Raw genomic sequence first — 25,819 nt, 5'->3', positions numbered from 1 at the left:
GATGACCGTTCTTTTCGCAAGCCGCACGGCGCGCCGCGCCGTGACCGCTGCGCTCGCCGCCACCGCTGCCGCGGTGGCGGTGTTTGCCGTTTCCGAGGCGCGCGCCGCGCCGCCGCAAACCGGGCAAAGCGCGCAGCCCACTCCCTACAGCGACGTCGCCGCGCTCGGCAAGCTGATCTTCAACGACCCGGCGCTCTCGGCCTCGGGCCGCATGTCGTGCGCGAGCTGCCACAGTCCCGCGCACGCTTACGGTCCGCCCAACGGTCTTGCCGCGCAGCTCGGCGGCCCGGAGCTGCGCTCGCAGGGCACGCGCGCGGTGCCCACGCTCGCCTACGTGCTCAACCGCACGCCGGTATGGACGCACGTGCAGGCCGCAAGCATCTTCGAGCGTCTGACCGACGCGGACAGTCCGCCTTCGGGCGGCTTCGGCTGGGACGGACGCTTCAACACGCTGCACGATCAGGCGCTGTTCCCGCTTTTCAACGCCAACGAAATGGCCAATCGCGACGCCGCCGACGTGGTCGCGAAGCTCGCGCGTGCGCCATACGCGGCGCGTTTCAAACAGGTGTTCGGCGAGACGATTTTCGTCTCGAAAGACGCGGCGCTGCGTCAGGCCATGGCGGCGGTCGAGCGTTATGAACTCGAAGAGCCGGGCTTTCACGCGTACACGAGCAAGTTCGACGCGTACCTGGACGGCAAGGCCCAACTCACCGCGAGCGAGCTGCGCGGCAAGAAGCTGTTCGACGACCCGAACAGCGGCAACTGCGCCTCGTGCCATATCGACCAGCCGGGCGTGAACGGCGCGCATCCGCTCTTCACCGATTTCCAGTTCGAGGCGCTCGGCGTGCCGCGCAATCCCGAACTGCGCGCGAATCGCGATCCGTCGTATTACGACGAAGGCCTGTGCGGGCCGATCCGCACGGACGTCGCGAAGAATCGCCTGTATTGCGGACTCTTCAAGACGCCGACGCTGCGCAACGTCGCCACGCGCCAGGTGTTCTTCCACAACGGCCGCTACCATACGCTGCGCGACGCGCTGCGCTTTTACGTGGAGCGCGACACGAATCCCGCGAAGTGGTATTCGAAGGATGCGCACGGGCATGTTGTGAAGTTCGACGATCTCCCGCCGGCACTGCGTGCGAACGTCGACACCGTGGACGAGCCGCTCACGCGCAAGCAGGGCGAGCGCCCGGCATGGAACGAGCACGATATCGACGACGTGATCGCCTTCCTGCAAACGCTGAACGACGGCTATCCGGGCGCGCCCGCAGCGGCCACGCCCGCCACCTTGACGAAGCGCTAGTCGCGGCGCGCCACGTAGCCGAGCAGCGCGCTCGAGGCTTCGGCTTCGCGGCGCACGGCGCGCCCGATCGGGCCGTCGGGCGCGGCGTCGAAGCCGCCCGTCGCGCCGAGCGCCGTGATCGCGGCGCATAGCTTGCCCGTGTGATCGAAAAGCGGCGCGGACACCGCGCTGATCCCCTTGAGATTCGTGTCGCGCACGCTCGCGCAGTGCGCGGCCTGCACGTCGCGCCGCAGCGCGCCGATCGGGTCGTGGCCATTAAGTTGCGCGCGCAACGATGCGTCGGCGTGCACGAGTTCTTCTTCGGCCTGCGCGAGCACGCGCGTGTCGTCCAGCAGGCCGAGAAACACGCGGCCGGTGGACGACCAGAGCAGCGACATCACCGACCCCACGCGCACGTTGACCGTGACGGGCAGCCCCGGCTCCTCGAAGCGGATGATCGTGGGCCCCTTGTTGCCCATCACCGCGACGAACGACGTGACTTCGAGCGCCTCGCGCAAACGCACGAGCGCGGGCTCCGCAATGCGCACCGGGTCGGCCTGGCGCATGGCGGCCACGCCGATCATCATCGCCTCGGCGCCCAGCAGGTACTGCTGCGTGGCGGTGTCCTGGGCGACGAGCCCTTCCTCGATCAGGCTCACCAGATAACGATGCACTTTCGCGGGACTCTCGCCCACGCATGCGGCGAGGCCCGAGAGGCTCGCGCGGCCGCCCAGGCGCGCGAGACCCTTCAGCACGGCCATGCCCGTTTGCGCGGACTGCACGCGCTGGCGGCGCTCGCGCGGCGCGGGCGTGGCCGTGGCCGTTGCGTCAGGTTGCTGGCGCGTGGCTTTCGGGGCTTTGGTGGATTCTGTGGATTTTGTCGCCATGATGGCTTGAGTGACGGCTTCGGAGGCGGCCGCGGAAGAATGGGGTGGACTCATGCGGGATTTTAGGGCGCGTAGGCGCGATCCAGCGCTGCGGGTGTTTGCAGGTTAACCCCTATCTCTCGATTACGCAATGCGTACTAGAGTTACGCAAATCGCAACACATGCAGGTTGCAGGAGACGAACATGAGCGAAACACCTTCGCAGCAAGCCGGCCGCTGCCCGTTCCCCCACGCGGCAAGCAACGCCGCAGGCGCCGCGCCGCGCTGCCCGGTCAGCGCCAACGCCGCGGCATTCGACCCCTTCAGCGACGGCTACCAGCAGGACCCGCCCGACTACGTGCGCTGGGCGCGCGAGCAGGAGCCGGTGTTCTACAGCCCGCAGCTCGGCTACTGGGTGGTGACGCGCTACGACGACATCAAGGCGATCTTTCGCGACAACCTCACGTTTTCGCCGTCCATCGCGCTCGAAAAGATCACGCCCACGGGCCCCGAGGCGAATGCGGTGCTGGAGTCGTACGGCTACGCGATGAACCGCACGCTCGTGAACGAGGACGAGCCCGCGCACATGCCGCGCCGCCGCGCGCTGATGGAGCCGTTCACGCCCGAGCATCTCAAGCACCACGAGCCCATGGTGCGCCGCCTTACGCGCGAATACGTGGACCGTTTCATCGACGACGGCCGCGCCGATCTCGTCGACCAGATGCTGTGGGAAGTGCCGCTCACCGTGGCCCTGCATTTTCTCGGCGTGCCCGAGGAGGACATGGACCTGCTGCGCAAGTATTCGATCGCGCACACGGTCAATACATGGGGGCGGCCGCGTCCCGAGGAGCAGGTGGAAGTCGCGCACGCCGTGGGCAACTTCTGGCAGTTCGCGGGCAAGGTGCTCGACAAGATGCGCCAGAACCCGGACGGTCCGGGCTGGATGCAATACGGCATCCGCAAGCAGAAGGCGCATCCGGAAGTCGTCACGGACTCCTATCTGCATTCGATGATGATGGCCGGCATCGTGGCGGCGCACGAGACCACGGCCAACGCCACGGCCAACGCGATGAAGCTGCTGCTGCAACATCCGCATGCGTGGCGCGAGATCTGCGAGGACCCGAGCCTCATTCCAAACGCGGTGGAGGAGTGTCTGCGCCACAACGGGTCGGTCGCGGCGTGGCGGCGTCTCGCCACGAAGGACGTGCAGATCGGCGGCGTCGACATCGCGGCTGGCTCGAAGCTGCTCATCGTGACGTCGTCCGCGAACCACGACGAGCGCCATTTCGCCGACGCCGACCTGTTCGACATTCGCCGCGACAACGCGAGCGATCACGTGACGTTCGGCTATGGATCGCATCAGTGCATGGGCAAGAACCTCGCGCGCATGGAGATGCAGATCTTCCTCGAGGAGTTCACGCGCCGCTTGCCGCATATGCGTCTGGCCGAGCAACAGTTTTCCTACGTTCCCAACACATCGTTCCGTGGTCCTGAGCATGTGTTCGTGGAATGGGACCCGGCACACAACCCGGAGCGCGCGAATGCGGACTTGCTGGGCGTGCAGGTGCCGGTGCGCATTGGCGAGCCCTCGGCGCATGCGCTCTCGCGGCCCGTGGTGGTGGAGCGCGTGGAAGCCGCGGCCGAAGGCATCGTGCGCTTGCGTCTCGTCGCGCCCGATGGCGGCGCGCTGCCGCGCTGGGCGCCGGGCGCGCACATCGACGTGGAATGCGGCGACACCGGCATTTCGCGCCAGTATTCGCTGTGCGGCGACCCCGCCGACACCGGCGCATTCGAAATCGCCGTGTTGCGCGAAACGCAAAGCCGCGGCGGTTCGGCGTGGGTGCACGACACGCTGCGCGAGGGCATGCGGCTGAAGATTCGCGGCCCGCGCAACCACTTCCGGCTCGACGAAGAAGGGCGCCGTGCGATCTTCATCGCGGGCGGCATCGGCATCACGCCGGTGAGCGCGATGGCGCACCGCGCGCGCGAGCTGGGCATCGACTATGAGCTGCACTACAGCGGGCGCTCGCGCGGCACGATGGCCTTGATCGAGCCACTCGCGCAACTGCATGGCGAACGGCTCCGTCTGCATGTGTCGGAGGAAGGCACGCGCAACGACTTCGCGGCGCTGCGCGTGGACGAGCAAACGCGCGTCTACGCTTGCGGCCCCGCGCGCATGCTCGAAGCGCTCGAAGCCTGTAGCGAGGCGTGGCCCGAAGACGCGCTGCGTGTCGAGCATTTCGCCGCGAGCGGCGGCAAGCTCGATCCTTCGCAGGAGCGCGCGTTCGAGGTCGAACTGAAGGACTCGGGCCTCGTGCTCAACGTGGCCGCCGACCAGACCGTGCTCGACGCGCTGCGCCGCGCGAACATCGACGTGCAAAGCGACTGTGAGGAAGGCCTGTGCGGCTCGTGCGAGGTGCGGGTGCTGGCGGGCGAGATTGACCACCGCGACGTGGTGCTCACGCGCGCGGAGCGCGACACGCAATCGCGCATGATGACCTGCTGCTCGCGCGCCCGCTGTGGCCGGCTGGTGCTGGAGCTTTGATACGTAACGTAATGCGTAGCCCGTAGCGTAGCCTTCGCCGCGCGATCGAGACGATAAAACAAGGATTGGAGACTTGGCATGAAGAAGACCGTGGAGGTCACCGGCGTCATCGACGAAAGCCGGTTCGGGCCGTATCAACTGCTCGTGGTGGCGCTGTGCGCGCTGTGCCTCGTGATGGACGGCTTCGACGTCCAGGCGATGGGCTATGTCGCACCGGTGGTGATCCGCGAGTGGGGCATCGCGAAGGAAACACTCTCGCCGGTGTTTGGCGCGGGCCTCTTCGGCATGTTGATCGGCTCGCTCACGTTCAGCGCGCTCGCCGACAAGATCGGCCGCCGCCCGGTGCTGATCGGCGCCACGCTGTTCTTTTCCGCTTGCATGATCGCAACCGGTTTCGCGCAGTCGATCACCGAACTGGTGGTCTGGCGTTTCGTGGCGGGTCTGGGCCTGGGCTGCATCATGCCCAACGCCATGGCGCTCGCGGGCGAGTACAGCCCGCGCCGCATGCGCGTTACGCTCATGATGATCGTTTCGTGCGGCTTCACGCTTGGCGGCGTGGTGGGCGGCCTCATCACCGCCGCGCTGATTCCGGCGTTCGGCTGGCGCGCCGTGTTCTTCGTGGGCGGCGCGATTCCGCTCGTGCTCGGCGTGCTCATGTGGCTCGCGCTGCCCGAGTCGATCCAGTTCCTGTTGTTCCGCGCGCGCGGCGACCACACCCAGGCGCGCGTGCGCCGCAATCTGGCCCGCGTGGCGCCCACACTCGCGCTGCCCGCGGGCGTGGAGTTCACGACCACGGAAACGCGCTCGCGCGGCGTGCCCTTCGTCGAGCTGTTCAAGGAGGGGCGCGCACGCGTGACTGTCCTGCTGTGGGTCGTGAACTTCGCGAACCTGCTGGCCATGTATTTCCTGTCGAACTGGCTGCCGACCGTGATTCGCGACGCCGGCTATTCCACCCAGACCGCTGTGTTCGCGGGCACGGCGCTGTGGGGCGGCGGGGTGATCGGCACGCTGCTGCTCGGGCGCATCATCGACGTGGCGGGTTTCACGCGCGTGCTCGGCACGACCTTTCTGATCGCGATTGTTTCGACCGCGGCAATCGGTAATCCCGCCGTGATGGTGTCCGTGACGGCCATGTTCGTCGCGATCTTTGTCACGGGCTTCTCGGTCATCGGCGGCCAGCCCGCGCTCAACGCGCTCGCGGCCACCTACTATCCGACCTCGCTGCGCTCCACGGGCATCGGCTGGAGCCTGGGCGTGGGCCGCATCGGTTCGGTCGTCGGCCCCGTGCTGGGCGGCGCGCTCATGCATCTGCAATGGTCGTCCTCGTCGCTCTTTCTCGCGGCGGCGGTGCCGGCCTGTGTCTCGCTCGCGGGCATCGTGGCGATTCATCGGGTGAATAGCGGGGCGAATCGGGCAGGAGGCGAGCGTGCGGCGACGCAGATGGAGTGACTGGCGGCAGCGCCTGCGCATGGCCGCGCTGGCCGCGGCGCGTCGCCCGCACGGGCATGGCGGCGGCGCCGAATGGCCGGTCGCGGCGGGCTTGTGCGCGGACCGTGCCGCCGCCACGGCGCGCTGGCTAAGATAAACCGGGTATGACCCGCGCGGGCAGACGGTTCGCGCCCCGGATCGAGACGGCAATCGTCTCGATGGCCCGGCCATCGGGGCTAATTCGGACTTCTGGCCAGACGAATGCCGGCTTTATCGAAAACGAATTGTTGGCGCGCCTCGCCTCCACCACACTGATACCTGTCGCGATGCGGCGCGCTACGGCGCGTCGCACGCAGTGAAAGTGCAACGACAGGAGGTGACGGTGGACAGGCGAGCGGCGCGCAAGATCAGCGATATCGCGCGGCACTGGGCGGAGGTCTCGCCCGGGGCCGTGGCGATTCGCGAAGACTCAGTGGAAACGAGCTTCGGGCAGCTCTGGAGTCATGTCGGGCAGGCCCAGCAGTTTCTTCGCGAGCAGGGCGTGGGAGTGGGCGACCGCGTGCTCGTCGTGGCCGAAAACTGCTCGGCCGTGGTGACGCTGCTGTTCGCGCTTTCGGAAATCGGCGCGTGGCCGGCCGTGGTCAACGCGCGACTTTCCGAGCGCGAGATCGAGACGATCCGCGCGCATTGCGGGCCGCGTCTCATGCTGTTCACGCACGGCGCGTCGCCCGACGCGCTGCGCCACGGCGTGCGCTACCGCGCGCGCGAAATCGCGCCGGCGGGCCTCGGGCCGCTGATGATGGCCGAACCCGATTCCACCGTGGCACGCGAGCCCGAAGCGCTCGCGCACGAAGTGGCGGTGCTCATTTATACGTCGGGCACGACGGGTCAGCCCAAGGGCGTGATGGCCACGCATCGCGGGCTGCTGCACTTCGCGCGCGTGTCGGCCACGTCGCGCGACATGACGCAGGCGGACTGCGCTTACGCGGTCATGCCGATGTCGCACATTTTCGGCCTCGCCACGCTGCTGCTCGCCACCTTCGAGGCGGGCGCAAGCCTGCATCTCGCGGCGCGCTTTTCGGCGGAAGAAGTCGTGAAGGCGCTCGGCGCCGCGGAAATCTCGATCCTCCAGGGCGTGCCCACGCTCTTCACGCGCATCGTGGCCTACGTGCGCGAACACGGCGGCGCCGTGCACGCGCCGCGCCTGCGCTATCTCTACACGGGCGGCGGCCCGCTCGACCCCACGCTCAAGCAGCAGGTGGAAGCCCTTTTCGGTATGCCGCTGCATCACGGCTACGGCATGACCGAATACGCGGGCTCGCTTTTCATCACGCGCATGGACCGTCCGCGCAAGGACGTTTCGTCGGGCGAGATCGTCGAAGGCGCCGAGTTGCGCGTGGTCGGACCCGACGGGCGCGACGCGCCGCAGGGCGAGGCCGGTGAATTGTGGGTGCGCGGGCCCGGCGTCATGCACGGCTACTACCGGGAACCAGGCCTTACCGCCGAGGTGCTCGACGCCGAGGGCTGGCTCAAGACCGGCGACCTCGGCCGCCTCGACGCGGACGGCGCGCTCTTCATCGTGGGCCGCTCGAAGGATCTGATCATCCGCTCGGGCTTCAACGTCTATCCCATCGAAGTCGAGTCGGTCATCAACACCTATGCGCCGGTGCGCCAGAGCGCGGTGGTGGGGCGACGCGACGCCGAGGGCAACGAGGAAGTCGTGGCCTTCGTCGAAGCGAAGGAGGGCGCGCGCATCGACGTCGCCGATCTCGCTTGCTACCTGAGCGAGCGCCTTTCGCCTTACAAGCGGCCCTCGGAAATCGTGGCGATCGACATGATCCCCACCACCGCGAGCGGCAAGCTGCAAAAGCAGCCGTTGCGCGAAATGGCCAGGCGCGCCGTGCGTGCGCGCTGAGCGCCGCGTTCCGCTTTTTCTTCTTCCCAGCGGGCGGCGCCGTGCCGCCCGATCAACGATTGCAGGGCATACACCATGATTCGCGACCAGGAAACGATGAACGTTCTGCTCGACAACGTCGCGCGCTTCGTGCGCGAGCGTCTCGTGCCGAATGAAGAACGCGTGGCCGAAACCGATGAAATTCCGGCCGGGATCGTCGACGACATGAAGGCCATGGGCCTCTTCGGCCTGACCATCCCGGAGCAATACGGCGGGCTCGATCTCACGATGGAGGAAGAGGTGCTCGTGATGTTCGAGCTGGGCAAGACCTCGCCCGCGTTTCGCTCGATCATCGGCACGACGGTGGGCATCGGCTCGCAGGGCATCGTGATCGACGGCACCGAGGAGCAGAAGGCGACGTGGCTGCCCAAGCTCGCGAGCGGCGAAGTCATCGCCAGTTTCGCGCTCACCGAACCGGGCGCGGGCTCGGACGCCGCTTCGATCAAGACGCGGGCCGAGCGGCGCGGCGACCATTATGTGGTGAACGGCACCAAGCGCTTCATCACGAACGCACCGCAGGCCGGCATGTTCACACTGATGGCGCGCACCAATCCCGACGAGCCGCGCGCGGGCGGCATCACGTCGTTCATTGTCGACGCGAAAACGCCTGGCATCAGTTTCGGCAAGCGCGACAAGAAGATGGGCCAGCGCGGCGCGCATACGTGCGACGTGATCTTCGAGGACGTGAAGGTGCCGGCGGAGAACATCATCGGCGGCAAGGAGGGCGTGGGCTTCAAGACGGCGATGAAGGTGCTCGACAAGGGGCGCATCCATATCGCGGCGATCTGCGTGGGCGTGGCGCAGCGCATGCTCGACGACGCCTTGCGCTATGCGACGGAGCGCGAGCAGTTCGGCGAGAAGATCGCCGAATTCCAGCTCGTCCAGGCCATGCTCGCCGATTCGCAGACCGAACTGTATGCGGCGCGCTGCATGGTGCTCGACGCGGCACGCAGGCGCGACGCAGGCGAGAACGTGAGCACGGAAGCCGCCTGCGCGAAACTCTTCGCCTCGGAAATGTGCGGGCGCGTGGCGGACCGCGCGGTGCAGATCTTCGGCGGGGCCGGTTATATGTCCGACTACGGGATCGAGCGCTTCTATCGCGACGTGCGCATTTTCCGCATCTACGAAGGCACGAGCCAGATCCAGCAGATCGTCATCGCGCGCAACATGATTCGCGCGGCGAACGGGCGCTAAGGTCAACGGGCGGCGCGCTGCATGCGCCGCCGCCTTGCCTTATTCGAGCCGGCCGATGCCGTCGGCCACGAGCAGATCGACGAGCTTGCGCGCGAAAAGCGGCAGCGCGTCGCGCTCGGCCATGCAGATTTGCAGCTTGCGCACGGCCCATTCGTCGGTGAGCGGGACGATCTTGAGCGACATGGTTTGTGCGTGGCGGCGCGCCGTGCCCTCGGGCAGGACGCCGATGCCGATGTTCGCCTCGATCATGCGGCACGCGGCCTCGAAATTGCCGATCTGGATGCGCCAGCGTATGGTGCGCTGCAAATCCGACGACGCGCGCTTCAGGAACGAGAAAATCGCGCTTTCGTCGGGCGGCCCGATAAAGTCGTAGTCGAGCGTATCGGCAAATGCTATTTCGCTCTCCTGCGCAAGCGGGTGGCTCAACGCCGTGGCGAGCACGAGCCGGTCGCGCCGGTAGGGCAGCACTTGCAGTCCCTCGGTGCGCACGTTGCCGGCCACGATGCCGATATCGATCGTGCCGTCCTGCACCGCGCGCACGATGTCGGGCGACAGACGCTCGTGAATGTCCACGTAGACGTCGGGATGATTGATGAGGTAAGTGCGCAGCACGGCGGGCAGGAATTCGCTCATGGCCGTGGTGTTCGCAAACACGCGCACATGGCCCTTCACGCCTTGCGTGTACTCCTGGAGGTCGCCCGTCAGCTGCTCGAGTTGCTTGAGCACGCGCCGCGCATGCGCGAGCAGCGTTTCGCCGGGGCCGGTGAGCGTCACGCCCTGGCTCGTGCGGCTCAACAGCTTCACGCCCACCTGTTCTTCGAGATTCTTGATGCGCGTGCTCGCCGCGGGCAGCGAGAGGTGCGCGCGTTCCGCGCCGCGCGTGAGGCTGCTCGCCTCGGCCACGTGGGTGAAGAGTTTCAGGTCGACGAGATCGAAATGCATGGGGTGGCTTGCCGTGTCTCCAAGGTAGGCGTGCGCCCGCTCGTTCGTTCGAGGGATAGCAGGGACGAGCGGACTCAAGCATTATTGCGCCGCAGCGCGATGCGCGCCATTAGCGATAGTACGGGTTAATCCTGGCCGAAACGGGCGTTCGGCATATCCAAATTGTGCAGCCGTAGCCGATGCGTCAAGCTCCAGATCGAACGGCACGGATTGCCGCACGACGATTCAAATCGAATGAATGCCCGGTGCAACGCGGGCTGGAGGAGCGAAAACGATGACGACGCAACGAATGCTGGATGGCAAGGTAGTGGTGGTGACGGGCTCGGGCGGGGGCATTGGCCGCGATATCGCGCTGATGATGGCGCGCCACGGCGCGAAAGTGGTGGTGAACGACGTGGGCGCCTCGCTCACCGGCGAGGGCCATAACGACGGCCCGGCGCAGGCCGTGGTGAACGAGATCGCGGCCTTCGACGGCCAGGCCACCGCCAACACCGACAGCGTGGCCGACCCGGCGGGCGCGGCGCGCATCGTGCAGAACGCGCTGGACGTATTCGGCCGGATCGACTGCGTGGTGAACAACGCGGGTATTCTGCGCGACCGCTTCTTCCACAAGATGAGCGAAGAAGAGTGGGACGCCGTGCTGAAGGTCCACCTCTACGGCTCGTATTATGTGTCGCGCGCCGCCGCCGATCATTTCAAGGAGCAGCGCAGCGGGGCGTTCGTGCACATGACGTCCACCTCGGGCCTGATCGGCAATCTGGCGCAGGCGAATTACAGCGCCGCAAAGCTCGGCATTGCGGGGCTCTCGAAGTCGATCGCGCTCGACCTCGAAAAGTTCGGCGTGCGTTCGAACTGCATCGCGCCGTTCGCGTGGAGCCGCATGATCAATTCGATCAAGATCGACTCGCCGGAGCAGGAAGCGCGCGTCGCCAAGATCAAGCAGATGACGCCCGCGAAAATCGCGCCGCTCGCGGTCTATCTCGCGAGCGAGCAGGCCGCCGACGTGACGGGCCAGATCTTCGCGGTGCGCAATAACGAAATCTTCCTGATGAGCCAGCCGCGCCCCGTGCGCTCGGTGCATCGCGGCGAGGGCTGGACGCCGGAGACCATCGCCGAGCACGCCATGCCCGCGCTGCGCCAGTCGTTCCATACGCTCGACGTTTCCGCCGACGTGTTCAGCTGGGACCCGGTCTGATGACGCGCGGCGCACGCGCGGCCCGCACGGTCGAGGTTGCGCAGCTCGATCTCGCGCAGTACGTGCGGCCCGGCGACACGATCACGTGGGGCCAGTGCGGCGCCGAACCGTGCACGCTCACCGCGCGGCTCATGGCGCAGCGCAAGGCGGTGGGCGGGCGGTTTCGCGTCTTCGTGGGCGCTTCGTGGTCCGAAACGCTCGACCCGGCGCACGCGGACTGCGTGGACTTCGTCGCGTACGGCGGTTCGGGCACGAACCGGCGGCTTGACCAGGCGGGCATGCTCGACATCCTGCCGTGCCACTACTCGCAGTTTCATGGCGCCCTCACGAGCGGCCCCAATCGCATCGACGTGCTGCTGTTGCAGGTCGCGCCGGCGGACGAAGCGGGCCGCTACAGCCTCTCGATCGCTCACGAATACCTCGTGCCGCTCATCGAGAGCGCGCGCGTCGTGATCGCCGAAGTCAACGCGGCCGCGCCGTGGACCTATGGCGAGCGCATGCTGCGCGCCGACGATTTCGACGTGCTGATCCATACCGAGCGCGCGCCGCTCGAAGCGCCCGCCACGCAGGCAGGCGAGATCGAGCGCCGCATCGCAACGCATGCGGCTTCCCTGATCGAAGACGGCTCGACGATCCAGCTCGGGCTTGGTGCGTTGCCCGAAGCCATTGCGAGCCGGTTGCACGACCGGCGCGACCTCGGCGTGCACACCGGCACGATCGGCGACGCCGTGGTCGACCTGATCGAAGCGGGCGTGGTGACGAACGCGCGCAAGTCGCGTGACCAGGGCGTGAGTGTGGCGGGCACGATGATGGGCACGCGCAAAGCCTACGCGCACGCGCATCGCAACGCGCGGGTCCAGTTTCGCTCGACCGCCTATACGCACGATGTCGACGTGCTCGGCAGTCTCGACCGCTTCGTCGCGATCAATTCGGCGCTCGAAGTCGATCTGACCGGCCAGGTCAACGCGGAATCCGTGGGCGGGCGCTACGTGGGCGCCGTGGGCGGCGCGCTCGACTTCATGCGCGGCGCGGCGCGCTCGCGCGGGGGCGTGGCAATCGTTGCGCTCGCATCGAGTACGCGAAGCGGCAGCCGCATTGTCGCGCGCTTGTCGGGTCCGGTGAGCACGCCGCGCAGCGACGCGGCGGTGATCGTGACCGAGCACGGCGTGGCGGACCTGCGCGGGCTCACGCTTGCGCAGCGCGTGGAGCGTATGCTGGCCGTCGCGCCGCCCGAGTGGCGCGAGACATTGGCAGCCGCGCACCACGACGAACACCGGCGCACGCTGCCGGCCTGAGCGCACGCCGCGCCGAATAAGACCCTCTACCAGAGATTATAGAAAGGAATCCGAAATGAGAAGAGCAGCGATAGTCGCACCGGTTCGCACGCCGGTTGGCACCTTCGGCGGAAGCCTGCGTCCGGTCGCGGTCGAGACGCTCGCGGCTACCGTGTTGCGGGAAACCATCGCGCGTAGCGGCCTGGACCCGGCGCGCATCGAGGACGTGGTTTTCGCGCAGTCGTACGCGAACAGCGAAACGCCCTGCATCGGCCGCTGGGCAGCGCTCGAAGCGGGGCTGCCGGTGCACGTGCCCGGCATGCAGCTCGACCGGCGCTGCGGCGGCGGCCTCCAGGCGGTCGTCACGGCCGCCATGATGGTGCAAAGCGGCGCGGCCGATGTGGTGGTGGCCGGCGGCGTGGAGAGCATGAGCAATATCGAGTACTACACGACGGACATGCGCTGGGGCGCGCGTGCGGGCTCGGTGAAGATGCACGACCGCCTCGAGCGTGGCCGCGAACGCTCGCAGCCCGAAGGCCGCTTTGGCTATCTCTCCGGCATGATCGAAACGGCCGAGAATCTCGCGAAGGAATATGGCATCACGCGTGAGGAGGCGGACACCTACGCGGCGCGCAGCCACCAGCGCGCGGCGGCGGCGTGGGAGTCGGGCCGCTTCGCCGAGGAAGTCGTGCCGGTTTCCGTGCCGCAACGCAAGGGCGACCCGGTGCTGTTCGCCCGCGACGAGGGCGTGCGCGCCGATGCGAGCGCAGAGTCGCTTGCGAAGCTCAAGCCACTCATGAAAGGCGGCACGGTCACGGCGGGCAACGCGAGCCAGCAAAACGATGCAGCGGCCGCATGCCTGATCGTGGCCGAAGACCAGCTCGACAAGCTCGGTCTCACGCCGCTCGGCTATCTCACGGGTTGGGCCGCCGCGGGCTGCGAGCCGGCGACCATGGGCATCGGCCCGGTGCCCGCCGTGCAAAAGCTGCTGCAAAAGACCGGTCTTACCTTCGATCAACTCGATCTCGTCGAGCTCAACGAAGCGTTCGCATGCCAGGTGCTCGCGGTGCTCAAGGGCTGGGGATGGCACGACGAAACGCGCCTGAACGTGAACGGCTCGGGCATTTCGCTCGGTCACCCGATCGGCGCGACGGGCGTGCGCATGCTCACGACGCTGCTTTACGAGCTCCAGCGCCGCAAGGGGCGCTATGGCCTTGAAACGATGTGCGTGGGCGGCGGGCAGGGCATCGCGGCCATCTTCGAGCGCGCGGCGTGAGCGTGCGCGCCGCGTGCCGCCACCATCGATAGAAGGAGGAGACGATGCTCGATTTGCTCAACGCACAACTGGCGCGGCTGCAAACGCATCCGTTTTACGAGGGGCGTTTGCCGCGCAGCGTTGCGAGCGCAACGGAATTCGCCGAACGCGTGCCGCTGATGTCGCGCGCGCAACTCGTTGCCGAAATGAACCGCCCCGGCTACGGCGCATTCGCGCCTCAGGTGCCGCCGGTGCGCGTGCATCTCACGCCGATGGGCGCTTCGCTCGTGCCGATCCTGCAGAGCGCGGCGGACCTGCGTGCGATCGAAGCCGCGTGCGGGCAGCATCTGGACGCCTGCGGCATCGGGCCGGGCGATGTGTGCATGGTGACCTTCGGCTATCACCTGTTTGTCGCCGGGCTTTTCTACCAGAGCCAGATGGAGGCGCGCGGCGTGGCGTGCATTCCGCATGGGCCGGGCGAGACCGAGCGTGCCGCGCGGGTGGCGCAGCAATGCGGCGTGACGGTGCTGGCCGGTAATCCTTCGCACGCGCTCAAGCTCATCGAAGCGGGTTGTCCCGTGCCGCGCGTGTTCTTCGCGGGCGGCGAGGCGTTCACGGGCAATGCCGCGCTCTACGAACGGGTGCGCGAGGCGATGCCGGGCACGCTGCTGATCGACAGCTACTCGCTCTCCGAATGCCTGCCCGTTGCGCGCACGTTTCCCGGCGGAACCGGCGTCCATGTGTTCGACGAACTGCTGTACGCCGAAGTGATCGACGCGGAAAGCGGCTTGCCGGTCGCCGAGGGCGAGCGCGGCGAACTCGTGCTCACGCATCTGAAGAAGGAATTGCAGCCGCTCGTGCGCTACCGCACCGGCGACCTCACGGTGCTCGAACGGACCGCGCCCGTGCACGGGCGTGTTGTGTCGCTGCCGCGCGTGGTGTTCGGCCGCGCCGATTCGATGGTGAAGATCAAGGGTGTGAAGGTGTATCCGTCGGAGCTCAAAACCGTACTGCTGGGCGTGGCAGGCGCGACGGGCGCGTATCGCCTCGTGGTCGGCAGAAAAGAGCACGGTGGCGATCACCTCACGCTTCAGGTGGAGGGGGCACCCGCCGGTGCGGCGATCGAGGCGATCGCGGAGCGCTTCAAGCGGCAAACGCTCATCCAGGCGGACACGATCGAGGCCGTTGAGAAGCTTGAGGGCGGTGCGCTCGTGGAAGATACGCGCAATTGAATGGGAGGGGGCGGGCGCGGAAGCATTAAAGCGCCACCCCTCATCGACAGGAGTGAGACAACCATGAACACAAGCACTACGAATCATCAATCGCCTTGGCGCCTCGTCGTCGGCGGCCACAGCTATGCGGATTTTTCGATCTCGGTGTCGCCGGCCGTGGAGCGCGCCGTGGCCGAAAAGCTTGCGCCGCCCACGGTATATCTGAACATCTTCAACGACGACAGCATCACGGTGGGCGTGAACGAAGACCCCAACCAGGTGCTCGACCTGCCGTTCTGCCGCGACAACAACGTGCTCACGCGGCGGCGCGTGAACGGCGGCGGTGCGATTTATGCGGGGCGCGGCTCCGCGTTTCTGGCGTTCTATCTGCCGCTCGGCCTGCCGGGCGTGCCGGATACGGCGGCGCAGGCGTTTCCCGCCATTCTCGGGCATGTGGCCGAGGCGTTGCGCGACGTGTTCGGTTTGCAGGCCTCGTACCGCCCGCTGAACGACGTGGAGATCGACGGCCGCAAGCTCGTGGCCACCTCGCTCAAGATCGAGGGCGGCGTGCTGACCTTCCGCATTCTGCTGAACGTGAAGGCCATCGACACGGCCATCGCGGCGCGCGCCATGCCCATGGCGCCCGAGAAAGTGAAGGACAAGAAGCACAAGGATCTCGGCTCGCGTTACACGTATCTGGAGCAGGAACTGGGCCGCGAGGTGAGCACGGACGAACTCTCCGCATGGGTGCAGGCCTGCGTGCGTCGCGCTTTCGGCGACGTCACGCTGGAGCCGGGAACGCTCGGCAGCGGCGAGCTTGCGTTCGCGCAGCAGTATGAGAGCGAACTGCACGAGGAAAGCTGGTTCCACGAAAAGAGCGAGGCCACCCGTTACGGCCCGCTTGCGCGCGAAGGCGATCGCGTTGTGCGCGGGCGTGAAAAGGCGCCTGCCGGGCTGATCTGGCTGAGCCTGCTCGTGCGTGACGGGCAGGTGGCGAAGGCCATCGTCAATGGCGACTGGCATCCGCGTCCGCTGGCGTCGGTCGCGTGGCTCGAAGACGGCTTCACCGGACTCGCCGCCACGCGCGAGGCGTGTTCCGCGCATATCGAGGCCTTTCTCGCGCGCCCGGACGTGGAATTCGCGGGCGTCGAGCCGGTGCATCTCGTCACGGCGCTCGATAAGGCACTGGCCGAACTGGCGAGCGTTGGCGCAAGCGCCGGGGTGAACGTATGAGTGAGCACAACGAACCAACCTTGCTGGTGGAGCGCGAAGAGGGCGTCGTGACGCTCACGTTCAATCGTCCGGCGGCGAAGAACGCCCTCAACGGTGAAATGCGCGTGGAACTGCTCGAAGCCGTGCAGCGCATTCGCGCCGACCGCAGCGTGCGCGCCGTCGTGTTGCGCGGCGCGGGCAGCGACTTCTGCTCGGGCGGCGACGTGCGCGGCATGAACGTGACGAGCGCCGAGGCGGGGCGCGACCGCATCGACGATCTGCATGGCTGGGTGAGCATGCTGATCGATCTCGATCGCCCGGTGATCGCGGCCGTCGACGGCGTGTGCTATGGCGCGGGCTTCAGCTTCGCGCTCGCGGCCGACTTCGTAATCGCCAGCACCCGTGCGCGCTTTTGCATGCCATTCATGAAGGTGGGGCTCGTGCCCGATTGCGGCGCGTTCTACACCTTGCCGCGCGTGGTGGGGCTGGCGCGCGCGAAGGACCTGGTGTTCACGGCGCGCGAAGTGAAGGCGGCGGAGGCGAAGGAAATCGGCGCGGTGCTCGAAGTGGTCGAGCCGCAAGCGCTTCACGCCCGCGCCGCACAGATCGCGGCGAGTCTCGCCGGTGCGTCGCCCATTGCGTTCGGTCTCGCCAAGCGCGCGTTGAATCAGTCGCTTGGCAGCGATTTGCGCGCGATGCTCGAAATCGAGTCGGCCGCGCAGGGCATTGCCTTCACGACCGAGTTTCACCGTGAGGCGACGCGACGCTTTCGCGAGAAGGCCGACCCGCTTTTCAAATGGCCGGCCGCCGAAGCCTGACCGCTCACTTCATTCACCGCCATGACGATCGACTATCACACCCTGCGTAACTGGCCGTTCAAGGACGTCGAACAGACCTACACCGCGCGCGACGCGATGCTCTACAGCCTCGCCGTGGGCTACGGCGCAAATCCCGTCGATTCGGACGACCTGGCATTCGTCTACGAAAAAGAGTTGCGCGTGCCGCCCACGTTTGCTGTCGTGCTCGGCTTTCCGGGGTTCTGGGCGCGCGACCCGCGCTCGGGCATCGACTGGGTGCGGCTGTTGCACGGCGAGCAAAGTCTCGTGATTCACAAGCCGCTGCCGCCGGCTGCGACCGTGATCGGCCGCTCGCGCGTCACGCGCGTGGTGGACAAGGGGGCAGGCAAGGGAGCGCTGCTCGAAATCCAGCGTAGCATTACGGACAAGGCGAGCGGCGAAGTCTATGCCACCGTCACGCAACTCACGTTTTGCCGCGGCGACGGGGGCTTCAGCGCGAACAACGGCTTGAGCGACGAAGCGCCGCCCGCGCCGCCGCCCGTGCCCGAGCGCGCGCCCGATCACCACTGCGATTTGCCCACGCGCCCCGAAACTGCATTGATTTATCGTCTGTGCGGCGACGACAATGCCTTGCACGCCGACCCGCAGGTCGCGCGCGCGGCCGGTTTCGAGCGGCCGATCCTGCATGGTCTCGCCACCTGGGGCGTGGCCGCGCACGCGGTGCTCAAGACGGTGTGCGCGAGCGACCCGGCGCGCCTCGTGGCTTTTCAGTCGCGTTTCACCGCGCCCGTCTATCCGGGCGAGACCATACGCACCGAAATGTGGCGCGACGGCAACGAGGTGAGATTCCGCGCGCGCGTGCTGGAACGCGACGTGATCGTGCTCAACAACGGCCGCGCGCAATTGCGCTGAACGCTATTCTGTATAACGAAGGAATTACTATCATGGCCCGTCAACCGAAACCGCTCGTGCGCTCGGATATCGCATACAGCACGCCCGATCGCATCGTCGTGCGCGGCAAGAGTCTGCCCGACGAAGTGCTCGGTCACATGAATCTCGGCGACTTCGCGTTTTTGCAGCTCACGGGCAAGACCGCCACGCCGCAGCAGTCGGCGATGTTCAACGCCATCGTCATCACGCTCGTCGAGCACGGCATGACGCCGAGCGCGATTGCCGCGCGCATGACCTACGCGGGCGCGCCTGAGTCGTTGCAGGCGGCTGTTGCCGCTGGCCTGTGCGGCCTCGGCTCGGTGTTCGTCGGCAGCATGGAGGGCGCGTGCCGCATGCTCTCCGAAGCGCTGCCGTATGACAGCGCTTGCGACGACCTCGAAAAGCTCGCCGTCGATACGGTCGCCGCATGGCGCGCACGGGGCACGCCGATTCCGGGCCTCGGGCACCCGCTGCACAAGCCCATCGATCCGCGTACCCCGCGCCTGTTCGAACTGGCCGCGCAAAACGGCATGTCGGGGCGCTACGTGAAGCTCATGCAGTTGATCGGCGCCGAGGCCGAGCGCGTGTCGGGCAAGTCGCTGCCCATCAACGCAACGGGTGCGATAGGTGCGATCTGCTGTGAGTTCGGCTTTCCGTGGCGCATCGTGCGCGGCTTCGGCGTGATGGCGCGCGCGATCGGGCTCGTCGGCCATCTGCTCGAAGAAGGCGAGCGCCCGATGTCGTACGAGTTGTGGCAGCGCGTGGAGGACGAGGCTTCGGCGCATTTGCGCGGCGAAGCCTGAGCGGCGCACGCGGTGATGGGTGAAAGCCGCGTGCAAGGCAACGCAACGCAACGCATAGGTCGGGCGCGGCATCGAGCGGGGCATTAACGAAAGCGAAAGGCCCGATTCGGAAAAGCCAACTTCGCGAAACGCCGTGAGCCGTTCATAGTATGGCCAACTGTCTCGCAACGGAGAAACGCCATGCCGCAATCGCCAACGCCAACGCTCGAAGCGTGGCTCGACAAGACCGAAACGCTCACCGACGACATCACGGCGTTTCCTCTGCGCGCGCTCGCGGCCACGCTCGACCGCGAGGCGCCCGGCGACGCCGTGCCGCCGCTCTGGCACTGGCTCTATTTTTTGCCCGTGGCGCCGCTTGCGCAGGTGGGGCCCGACGGCCACCCCAGGCGCGGCGGCTTCCTGCCGCCCGTGGAGTTGCCGCGCCGCATGTGGGCCGGCGCACGCCTGACCTTTCACGCGCCGCTGCGCGCGGGCCATGAAGCCGCGCGCACTTCGACCATCGCCAATATCGAGGACAAGACCGGCCGCAGCGGCCACCTCGTGTTCGTGACCGTGCAGCATCGCTATGAAAGCGGCGGGACGCTGTGCATCGAGGAAGAGCACGATATCGTCTACCGCGACGCGCCTCAGCCCGGCGCGAGCGCGCCCAAGCCTGCGCCCGCGCCCCAGGACGAGACCTGGTCGCGCACGCTCACCGCCGACCCGGTCATGCTGTTCCGCTATTCCGCGCTGACCTTCAACGGCCATCGCATTCACTACGACTTTCCGTACGTCACGCAGGAAGAAGGCTATCCCGGCCTCGTCGTGCATGGCCCGCTCATCGCGACCTTGCTGATGGACCTCGTGCATCGCGAGCGCCCCGATGCCACAGTCGAGACCTTCGCGTTCCGCGCGGTGCGTCCCACGATCTGCGGCAACGCGCTCACGCTGTGCGGCAAGCCTTCCGCCGACGGCCGCACGGTCGAACTCTGGGCGAGAGACCACGACGGCTACCTGACGATGCAGGCCACGGCCACGCTCGCCTGAGGCGCGGCCCGATCATCCATAGCGAAATCATATCGATCATGCAAACCACGCAACAAGATTCGTTTCAAGACATTCGTGAAGCCGTGCGCGACCTGTGCCAGCAGTTCTCGGGCGAGTATTTCCGCAAGATCGACGAAGCGCGCGGCTACCCCGAAGCCTTCGTCGACGCGCTCACGAAGGCCGGCTGGCTCGCGGCGCTGATTCCTCAGGAGTACGGCGGATCGGGGCTGGGGCTTACCGAAGCCTCGGTCATCATGGAGGAGATCAACCGTTCGGGCGGCAATTCGGGCGTGTGCCACGGCCAGATGTACAACATGGGCACGCTGCTGCGCCACGGCTCGGCCGAGCAGAAGCGCAAGTACCTGCCGAAGATCGCGAGCGGCGAACTGCGCTTGCAGTCGATGGGGGTGACGGAGCCGACCACGGGCACGGACACCACGAAGATCAAGACCACGGCGGTGCGCAAGGGCGACCGCTATGTGATCAACGGGCAAAAGGTGTGGATTTCGCGCGTGCAGCATTCGGACCTCATGATTCTGCTCGCGCGCACCACGCCGCTTGCCGACGTGAAGAAGAAGTCCGAAGGCATGTCGATTTTCGTGGTGGACCTGCGCGAAGCGATCGGGCACGGGCTCACCGTGCAGCCGATTCTCAACATGGTCAATCACGAGACCAACGAGCTCTTTTTCGACAACCTCGAAATTCCGGCGGAAAACCTGATTGGCGAGGAGGGCATGGGCTTCAAGTACATCCTCGACGGGCTGAACGCGGAGCGCACGCTGATCGCGGCGGAGTGCATCGGCGACGGCTACTGGTTTATCGACAAGGTGAGCGCCTATGCGAAGGAGCGCATCGTGTTCGGGCGGCCGATCGGGCAGAACCAGGGCGTGCAGTTCCCCATCGCGCGGGCGTTCGTCAACGTTGAGGCCGCGAGCCTGATGCGTTTCGAAGCCGCGCGCCGCTTCGACGCGCACGAGGCCTGCGGCGCGCAGGCGAACATGGCGAAGCTGCTCGCCGCCGACGCGTCGTGGGAAGCCGCGAATGCGTGCCTGCAATTCCACGGCGGCTTCGGTTTCGCCTGTGAATACGACGTCGAGCGCAAGTTCCGCGAGACACGCCTCTACCAGGTCGCGCCGATCTCGACCAACCTGATTCTCTCGTACGTGGCGGAGCACGTGCTCGGCCTGCCGCGTTCGTTCTGACCGGAGGGCGTGCCATGAGACCACTCGACGGCATCAAGGTCGTCACGCTCGAACACGCGATTGCCGCGCCGTTCTGCACGCGCCAGCTTGCCGACCTCGGCGCGCGCGTCATCAAGATCGAGCGGCCGGGCGTGGGCGACTTCGCGCGCGGGTATGACGAACGCGTGCACGGACTCGCTTCGCACTTCGTCTGGACGAACCGCTCGAAAGAGAGCCTGTCGCTCGACGTGAAGCACAAGGAGGCCGCGCCGATACTCGACGCATTGCTCGCCGACGCCGACGTGCTCGTGCAAAACCTCGCACCGGGCGCGGCGGCACGGCTCGGTCTTGGCTACGAAGCGTTGAGCGAGCGCTATCCCCGGCTGATCGTCTGCGACATTTCCGGTTACGGCGACGACGGCCCTTACCGCGAGCGCAAGGCCTACGATCTGCTGATCCAGAGCGAGTCGGGCTTTCTCTCGATCACGGGGTCGCCGGGCGAGCCAGCCAAAGCGGGCTGCTCGATCGCCGACATCGCGGCGGGCATGTACGCGTATTCGAACATCCTGAGTGCGTTGCTCATGCGCGGAAAGACCGGGCGCGGTTGCCGCATCGACGTTTCGATGCTGGAGAGCATGGTGGAGTGGATGGGTTATCCGCTTTACTACGCGATCGACGGGCAGACGCCGCCGCCGCTCGCGGGCGCCTCGCACGCGACGATCTACCCCTATGGGCCGTTTCCCGCTGGCGACGGCAAATCGGTGATGCTCGGGCTTCAGAACGATCGCGAATGGAAGCTCTTTTGCGAGCATGTGCTGTTGCAACCGGAACTCGCCACCGACGCGCGCTTCGCCGTGAACTCACAACGCTCCGCACGGCGCGCCGAACTGCGCGAGCTGATCGTCGCGGCGTTCGCGAAACTGAGCGCCGCGCAGGTGATCGAGCGCCTGGAGCGCGCCGGCATCGCCAACGCGCAGATGAACACGATGGCCGACGTGTGGGCGCATCCTCAACTTCAGGCGCGCGAGCGCTGGCGCGAAGTGCAAACGCCCGCGGGCGGCATTCCCGCGTTGCTGCCGCCGGGCGCGCCCAGCGCGTTCGACGCGCGCATGGAGGCGGTGCCGGCACTCGGTGAGCATACCGAACCGATTTTGCGGGAGCTTGGCTATGACGCTGCACGCATCGGCGCGCTGCGCGAAGCCGGGGCGATCTGAGCCCGCTCGCCGCCCGGACCAACCCGATATCACGAAACCGTGCCATGACAGATCAATCCAGCCGCGCGCTCGCGGCCTTCGCTTCGCAACTGCGTTTCGACTCCATTCCCCCGCATGTGGTCGAGCGCACCGTCAACCTCTATGTGGACTGGCTCGGCTCCGCGCTCGGCGGCAAGGGCGCGCGCCCGGTCGAAACCATCGCGCGCTTCGCTCGCGCGGCGCGCGGTGAGCCGGGCGCACTGGGAGCGTGCGACGTCGTGATCGACCGCACGCGCACCACGGCGTATTTCGCCGCGATGATGAACGGCGCCGCGTCGCACTTCGTCGAGCAGGACGACGTGCACAACGGCTCTGTGCTGCATCCCGCGACCGTGGTGTTTCCGGTGACGCTCGCACTCGCGCAGACGCTGGGCGCAACAGGCCGCGAATTCATCGCGGCTTGCGTGGCGGGCTACGAGGTGGGCATACGCGTAGGCGAATTCATGGGGCGTTCGCACTACAAAATATTCCACACCACGGGCACCGTGGGCACGATCGCGGCGGCGGCCGCGGCGGGGCGGCTGCTCAAGCTCACGCCCGAGCAGATGCTCGATGCGTTCGGCTCGGCGGGCACCCAGGCGAGCGGTCTGTGGGAGTTCTTGCGCGACGCGGCGGATTCGAAGCAACTGCACACGGCCATGGCGGCGGCCAACGGCTTGATGGCGGCGCAACTCGCGGCAGACGGCTTTCGCGGCGCGCAGCGCATTCTGGAAGGCGCGCAAGGCATGGCGGCGGGCATGTCGAGCGACGCCGATCCGGCAAAGCTCGTCGATCGCCTCGGCGAGCGCTGGGCGACTGTCGAAACGTCGTTCAAGTATCACGCGGCATGCCGCCATACGCACCCGGCCGCCGACGCGCTGCTCGCGGTGATCGAAGCGCACGGCTTGAATCCGGACGATATCGCGGCGGTGACGGCCCACGTGCACCAGGGCGCAATCGACGTGCTCGGCAGCGTGGTTGTGCCGAGCACCGTGCACCAGGCGAAGTTCAACATGGGGACCGTGCTCGCTCTCGTGGCGTACCGCGGCTATGCGGGCGTGAACGAGTTCGAGCGCGACTACGCGGCGGGCGACATCGCGGCATTTCGCGAGCGCGTGACGATGGCGCTGGATGAGGAAGTGGATCGCGCCTATCCCGCGCGCTGGATCGGCAAGGTCACCGTCACGACGCGCGACGGCCGCACGCTGCACGGCCGCGTGGACGAGCCGAAGGGCGACCCCGGCAACACGCTCTCGCGCGAGGAGATCGCGGCGAAGTTCGTGCGTCTCGCGGCGTTCTCGGGGGCGGCGAGCGAGCGTGAGGCGCAACGTCTTCTCGACGCGGCATGGGGGATTGCAGAGGTGCAGCGCGTCGGCACGCTGTTCGTCGAGGAGGCAGGCGCATGAGCACGGCGTTGGCACGTTCGTATCTCTTCGTGCCGGGCAACCGGCCAGAGCGCTTCGAAAAGGCGCGCGGCGCGGGCGCCGATGCCGTGATCGTCGATCTGGAGGATGCGGTTCAGCCCGAGGAGAAGGGCGCGGCGCGCAACGCCGCGGTTGCGGCGCTGGATGCGGCGCGCCCGGTGTGGGTGCGCGTGAACGGCACCGACACGCCCTGGTTCGCCGACGATGTCGCGGCGCTCGCGCAACACGCCGGCGTAGCGGGCATCATGTTGCCGAAGGCGGAAAGCGCGGAGCAGGTGGCGGCGGTGCTGGCCCGCGCACACAGCGCGCTGCGGGTGCTGCCGATCGTGGAGACCGCGCGCGGCATCGCGAGCCTGAATGCGCTGTGCGGCGCGCAAGGCGTGCTGCGTGTGGCGTTCGGCACGCTCGACTTCCAGGTCGATCTGGGCATCGACGGCGACGGCGAGGAACTCGACGCCTTTCGCTCACAGATCGTGCTGGCTTCGCGGCTGGCCGGCATTGGCGCGCCGGTGGACGGCGTATCGACGGTGTTCGACGACGCAGCGGTGCTGGAAGCCGAGGCGCGTCGCGGGCGGCGCTTTGGCTATGGCGGCAAGCTCTGCATTCACCCGAAGCAGATCGAGGCCGTGCATCGCGCTTACGCGTGGAGCGACGCCGAGCGCGCATGGGCCCAGCGCGTGCTCGATGTGGTGCAGGCCAGCGGCGGCGCGGCCGTGGCGCTCGACGGCAAGATGGTGGACATGCCGGTGATCCTCAAGGCGCGCCGCATTCTTGGTGTTTGATTGCCGAAGCGGCCGAGGTTGCCGCTTTTACGATGATAAAAAAAGCGCCTCTGCGTGAGCAAAGGCGCTTTATCTTTTACTGAGCGCTTAGTGGACGCTTCGTGGGCGATTAGCCGAGTGCGCCCGCGAGTTCGGGCACGACCGTGAACAGGTCGCCCACGAGGCCGTAGTCGGCCACGCTGAAGATCGGCGCTTCTTCGTCTTTGTTGATCGCGACGATGACCTTCGAGTCTTTCATGCCGGCCAGATGCTGGATCGCGCCGGAGATGCCCACGGCAACGTAAAGCCCCGGTGCGACGATCTTGCCGGTTTGGCCGACCTGATAGTCGTTGGGCACATAGCCTGCGTCCACGGCCGCACGCGATGCGCCGAGCGCCGCGTTGAGCTTGTCCGCGAGCGGTTCCAGAACCTTGGTGTAGTTCTCGCCGCTGCCAAGACCGCGACCACCGGAAACGATGATCGACGCGCTGGTAAGTTCCGGGCGATCGAGCTTCGTGACTTCGCGGCTGACGAACTGCGAAAGGCCGCTGTCCGCTGCGGCGTCGAGCTTTTCGATGGCGGCGTTGCCACCTTCGGCTGCGGCTGCGTCGAACGCGGTCGTGCGGACCGTGATGACCTTGACCGGGTCGGCCGATTGAACCGTGGCGATCGCATTGCCCGCGTAAATCGGGCGCTCGAACGTGTCCGGCGAATCCACAGCAGTGATGTCGCTGATCTGCGCAACGTCGAGTTTCGCGGCGATGCGCGGCGTGACGTTCTTGCCCGCCGCCGTGGTCGGCGCGAGGATGTGCGAATAATTCTTCGCAATGCTGATGACCGTCGCTTCGACGTTTTCAGCGAGACCCTGTTCGAGTTGCGGCGCGTCGGCCAGCAGCACCTTCGCAACGCCAGCAATCTTCGCTGCGGCATCGGCTGCGGCTTGGGCGTTGTGGCCAGCAACCAGCACGTGAACATCGCCGCCAATCTTCTGCGCGGCAGCCACAGTGTTCAGCGTCGCGGCCTTGACGCTCGCGTTGTCGTGTTCGGCAATAACCAGAATCGTCATTTTTCAATCGCTCCCTTACAGCACCTTGGCTTCGGTTTTCAGCTTGTCGATCAGCGCCGCAACGTCGGGCACCTTCACGCCTGCGCTACGCTTGGCCGGCTCAGCGACCTTCAGCGTTTTCAAACGCGGCGTAACGTCAACGCTCAAGTCTTCCGGCTTGACCGTTTCAAGCGGCTTCTTCTTCGCCTTCATGATGTTCGGCAGCGTGACGTAGCGCGGTTCGTTCAGGCGCAGGTCGGTCG

At 66.9% G+C, this 25,819-nt stretch carries 21 protein-coding genes and 1 pseudogene; 18 read left to right on the top strand and 4 right to left on the bottom strand.

Annotated elements, in window-relative coordinates; genetic code table 11:
- The first annotated feature begins 1 nt into the window (after position 1).
- Entirely contained in the window at positions 2-1,303 is a 1,302-nt protein-coding gene (locus tag C7402_RS44610) for a cytochrome-c peroxidase (protein WP_116615100.1), read from the top strand.
- Here the strand turns inward: C7402_RS44610 and C7402_RS44605 are convergent.
- Positions 1,300-2,169 carry an IclR family transcriptional regulator gene (locus C7402_RS44605; RefSeq protein ID WP_116615099.1) on the bottom strand — a complete coding sequence of 290 codons (870 nt, stop codon included), beginning with the start codon at positions 2,167-2,169 and terminating at the stop codon, positions 1,300-1,302. The two genes, C7402_RS44610 and C7402_RS44605, sit on opposite strands and share 4 nt — an antisense overlap.
- A 183-nt stretch (positions 2,170-2,352) precedes the next feature.
- Here C7402_RS44605 and C7402_RS44600 point away from each other — a divergent pair, with 183 nt between their 5' ends.
- From C7402_RS44600 to C7402_RS44585, 4 genes are all read left to right on the top strand, one after another.
- Positions 2,353-4,692 carry a cytochrome P450/oxidoreductase gene (locus C7402_RS44600; protein WP_116615098.1) on the top strand — a complete coding sequence of 780 codons (2,340 nt, stop codon included), beginning with the start codon at positions 2,353-2,355 and terminating at the stop codon, positions 4,690-4,692.
- 78 nt (positions 4,693-4,770) lie between these two features.
- Positions 4,771-6,141, top strand: coding sequence for an MFS transporter (locus tag C7402_RS44595; protein WP_116615097.1), 1,371 nt, complete (start codon positions 4,771-4,773; stop codon positions 6,139-6,141).
- A 355-nt stretch (positions 6,142-6,496) separates the two neighbouring features.
- Entirely contained in the window at positions 6,497-8,035 is a 1,539-nt protein-coding gene (locus tag C7402_RS44590; RefSeq protein ID WP_116615096.1) for a class I adenylate-forming enzyme family protein, read from the top strand.
- 75 nt (positions 8,036-8,110) lie between these two features.
- On the top strand, positions 8,111-9,268 hold the full coding sequence (locus C7402_RS44585; RefSeq protein WP_112177159.1) for an acyl-CoA dehydrogenase family protein: 1,158 nt from the start codon (positions 8,111-8,113) through the stop codon (positions 9,266-9,268).
- Positions 9,269-9,307: 39 nt separating this feature from the next.
- Here C7402_RS44585 and C7402_RS44580 read toward each other — a convergent pair whose 3' ends face one another.
- Complete coding sequence (locus C7402_RS44580) at positions 9,308-10,210, bottom strand: LysR family transcriptional regulator (RefSeq protein ID WP_112177160.1); 903 nt, start codon at positions 10,208-10,210, stop codon at positions 9,308-9,310.
- Positions 10,211-10,499: 289 nt separating this feature from the next.
- Between C7402_RS44580 and C7402_RS44575 the strand changes: the two genes are divergently transcribed.
- The 13 genes from C7402_RS44575 (at position 10,500) to C7402_RS44515 (ending at position 24,532) form a co-directional block, all read left to right on the top strand.
- The gene (locus tag C7402_RS44575; RefSeq protein WP_112177161.1) at positions 10,500-11,405 is read left to right on the top strand and encodes an SDR family NAD(P)-dependent oxidoreductase; all 906 of its coding nucleotides are present in this window, start codon (positions 10,500-10,502) and stop codon (positions 11,403-11,405) included.
- A complete protein-coding gene (locus tag C7402_RS44570) occupies positions 11,405-12,700 on the top strand; it encodes an acetyl-CoA hydrolase/transferase family protein (RefSeq protein WP_116615095.1) in 1,296 nt (431 codons plus the stop codon). Before C7402_RS44575 ends, C7402_RS44570 begins: the two co-directional genes overlap by 1 nt.
- Positions 12,701-12,755: 55 nt before the next feature.
- The gene (locus tag C7402_RS44565) at positions 12,756-13,955 is read left to right on the top strand and encodes an acetyl-CoA C-acetyltransferase (RefSeq protein WP_116615094.1); all 1,200 of its coding nucleotides are present in this window, start codon (positions 12,756-12,758) and stop codon (positions 13,953-13,955) included.
- Between the two features lie 44 nt (positions 13,956-13,999).
- Positions 14,000-15,166, top strand: a complete 1,167-nt coding sequence (locus C7402_RS44560; protein ID WP_116615093.1) for a phenylacetate--CoA ligase family protein — start codon at positions 14,000-14,002, stop codon at positions 15,164-15,166.
- A 63-nt stretch (positions 15,167-15,229) separates the two neighbouring features.
- Positions 15,230-16,378, top strand: a complete 1,149-nt coding sequence (locus C7402_RS44555) for a lipoate--protein ligase family protein (protein ID WP_116615092.1) — start codon at positions 15,230-15,232, stop codon at positions 16,376-16,378.
- Positions 16,375-17,175 carry an enoyl-CoA hydratase/isomerase family protein gene (locus C7402_RS44550; protein ID WP_116615091.1) on the top strand — a complete coding sequence of 267 codons (801 nt, stop codon included), beginning with the start codon at positions 16,375-16,377 and terminating at the stop codon, positions 17,173-17,175. Before C7402_RS44555 ends, C7402_RS44550 begins: the two co-directional genes overlap by 4 nt.
- A gap of 21 nt (positions 17,176-17,196) precedes the next feature.
- On the top strand, positions 17,197-18,066 hold the full coding sequence (locus C7402_RS44545; RefSeq protein ID WP_116615090.1) for a MaoC/PaaZ C-terminal domain-containing protein: 870 nt from the start codon (positions 17,197-17,199) through the stop codon (positions 18,064-18,066).
- A 32-nt stretch (positions 18,067-18,098) separates the two neighbouring features.
- Positions 18,099-18,887 carry a citryl-CoA lyase gene (locus tag C7402_RS44540; protein WP_112177168.1) on the top strand — a complete coding sequence of 263 codons (789 nt, stop codon included), beginning with the start codon at positions 18,099-18,101 and terminating at the stop codon, positions 18,885-18,887.
- A gap of 180 nt (positions 18,888-19,067) precedes the next feature.
- Positions 19,068-19,913, top strand: coding sequence for an HTD2 family dehydratase (locus C7402_RS44535; protein WP_116615089.1), 846 nt, complete (start codon positions 19,068-19,070; stop codon positions 19,911-19,913).
- A 38-nt stretch (positions 19,914-19,951) separates the two neighbouring features.
- Complete coding sequence (locus tag C7402_RS44530) at positions 19,952-21,115, top strand: acyl-CoA dehydrogenase family protein (RefSeq protein ID WP_116615088.1); 1,164 nt, start codon at positions 19,952-19,954, stop codon at positions 21,113-21,115.
- Positions 21,116-21,129: 14 nt separating this feature from the next.
- Entirely contained in the window at positions 21,130-22,308 is a 1,179-nt protein-coding gene (locus C7402_RS44525; protein ID WP_116615087.1) for a CaiB/BaiF CoA transferase family protein, read from the top strand.
- A 44-nt stretch (positions 22,309-22,352) separates the two neighbouring features.
- Complete coding sequence (locus C7402_RS44520) at positions 22,353-23,732, top strand: MmgE/PrpD family protein (protein ID WP_112177172.1); 1,380 nt, start codon at positions 22,353-22,355, stop codon at positions 23,730-23,732.
- A complete protein-coding gene (locus C7402_RS44515) occupies positions 23,729-24,532 on the top strand; it encodes an HpcH/HpaI aldolase/citrate lyase family protein (RefSeq protein WP_116615086.1) in 804 nt (267 codons plus the stop codon). Before C7402_RS44520 ends, C7402_RS44515 begins: the two co-directional genes overlap by 4 nt.
- Before the next feature lie 109 nt (positions 24,533-24,641).
- Here C7402_RS44515 and C7402_RS44510 read toward each other — a convergent pair whose 3' ends face one another.
- Positions 24,642-25,577, bottom strand: a complete 936-nt coding sequence (locus C7402_RS44510; protein WP_116615085.1) for an electron transfer flavoprotein subunit alpha/FixB family protein — start codon at positions 25,575-25,577, stop codon at positions 24,642-24,644.
- A gap of 15 nt (positions 25,578-25,592) precedes the next feature.
- A pseudogene (locus tag C7402_RS44505) lies at positions 25,593-25,819 on the bottom strand (electron transfer flavoprotein subunit beta/FixA family protein); the annotation flags it as partial.

Source organism: Paraburkholderia unamae (genome assembly GCF_003096875.1).
GTDB classification, from domain to species: domain Bacteria; phylum Pseudomonadota; class Gammaproteobacteria; order Burkholderiales; family Burkholderiaceae; genus Paraburkholderia; species Paraburkholderia unamae.
The sequence above is the reverse complement of the archived record's forward strand: the minus strand, read 5'-3'. Positions and strand labels throughout refer to the sequence as shown.

Coding starts and splice junctions, on each gene's coding strand:
- C7402_RS44610 (WP_116615100.1), top strand. CDS start 2: ATGACCGTTCTTTTCGCAAGCCGCACGGCGCGCCGCGCCGTGACCGCT.
- C7402_RS44605 (WP_116615099.1), bottom strand. CDS start 2,169: ATGGCGACAAAATCCACAGAATCCACCAAAGCCCCGAAAGCCACGCGC.
- C7402_RS44600 (WP_116615098.1), top strand. CDS start 2,353: ATGAGCGAAACACCTTCGCAGCAAGCCGGCCGCTGCCCGTTCCCCCAC.
- C7402_RS44595 (WP_116615097.1), top strand. CDS start 4,771: ATGAAGAAGACCGTGGAGGTCACCGGCGTCATCGACGAAAGCCGGTTC.
- C7402_RS44585 (WP_112177159.1), top strand. CDS start 8,111: ATGATTCGCGACCAGGAAACGATGAACGTTCTGCTCGACAACGTCGCG.
- C7402_RS44580 (WP_112177160.1), bottom strand. CDS start 10,210: ATGCATTTCGATCTCGTCGACCTGAAACTCTTCACCCACGTGGCCGAG.
- C7402_RS44575 (WP_112177161.1), top strand. CDS start 10,500: ATGCTGGATGGCAAGGTAGTGGTGGTGACGGGCTCGGGCGGGGGCATT.
- C7402_RS44570 (WP_116615095.1), top strand. CDS start 11,405: ATGACGCGCGGCGCACGCGCGGCCCGCACGGTCGAGGTTGCGCAGCTC.
- C7402_RS44565 (WP_116615094.1), top strand. CDS start 12,756: ATGAGAAGAGCAGCGATAGTCGCACCGGTTCGCACGCCGGTTGGCACC.
- C7402_RS44560 (WP_116615093.1), top strand. CDS start 14,000: ATGCTCGATTTGCTCAACGCACAACTGGCGCGGCTGCAAACGCATCCG.
- C7402_RS44555 (WP_116615092.1), top strand. CDS start 15,230: ATGAACACAAGCACTACGAATCATCAATCGCCTTGGCGCCTCGTCGTC.
- C7402_RS44550 (WP_116615091.1), top strand. CDS start 16,375: ATGAGTGAGCACAACGAACCAACCTTGCTGGTGGAGCGCGAAGAGGGC.
- C7402_RS44545 (WP_116615090.1), top strand. CDS start 17,197: ATGACGATCGACTATCACACCCTGCGTAACTGGCCGTTCAAGGACGTC.
- C7402_RS44540 (WP_112177168.1), top strand. CDS start 18,099: ATGGCCCGTCAACCGAAACCGCTCGTGCGCTCGGATATCGCATACAGC.
- C7402_RS44535 (WP_116615089.1), top strand. CDS start 19,068: ATGCCGCAATCGCCAACGCCAACGCTCGAAGCGTGGCTCGACAAGACC.
- C7402_RS44530 (WP_116615088.1), top strand. CDS start 19,952: ATGCAAACCACGCAACAAGATTCGTTTCAAGACATTCGTGAAGCCGTG.
- C7402_RS44525 (WP_116615087.1), top strand. CDS start 21,130: ATGAGACCACTCGACGGCATCAAGGTCGTCACGCTCGAACACGCGATT.
- C7402_RS44520 (WP_112177172.1), top strand. CDS start 22,353: ATGACAGATCAATCCAGCCGCGCGCTCGCGGCCTTCGCTTCGCAACTG.
- C7402_RS44515 (WP_116615086.1), top strand. CDS start 23,729: ATGAGCACGGCGTTGGCACGTTCGTATCTCTTCGTGCCGGGCAACCGG.
- C7402_RS44510 (WP_116615085.1), bottom strand. CDS start 25,577: ATGACGATTCTGGTTATTGCCGAACACGACAACGCGAGCGTCAAGGCC.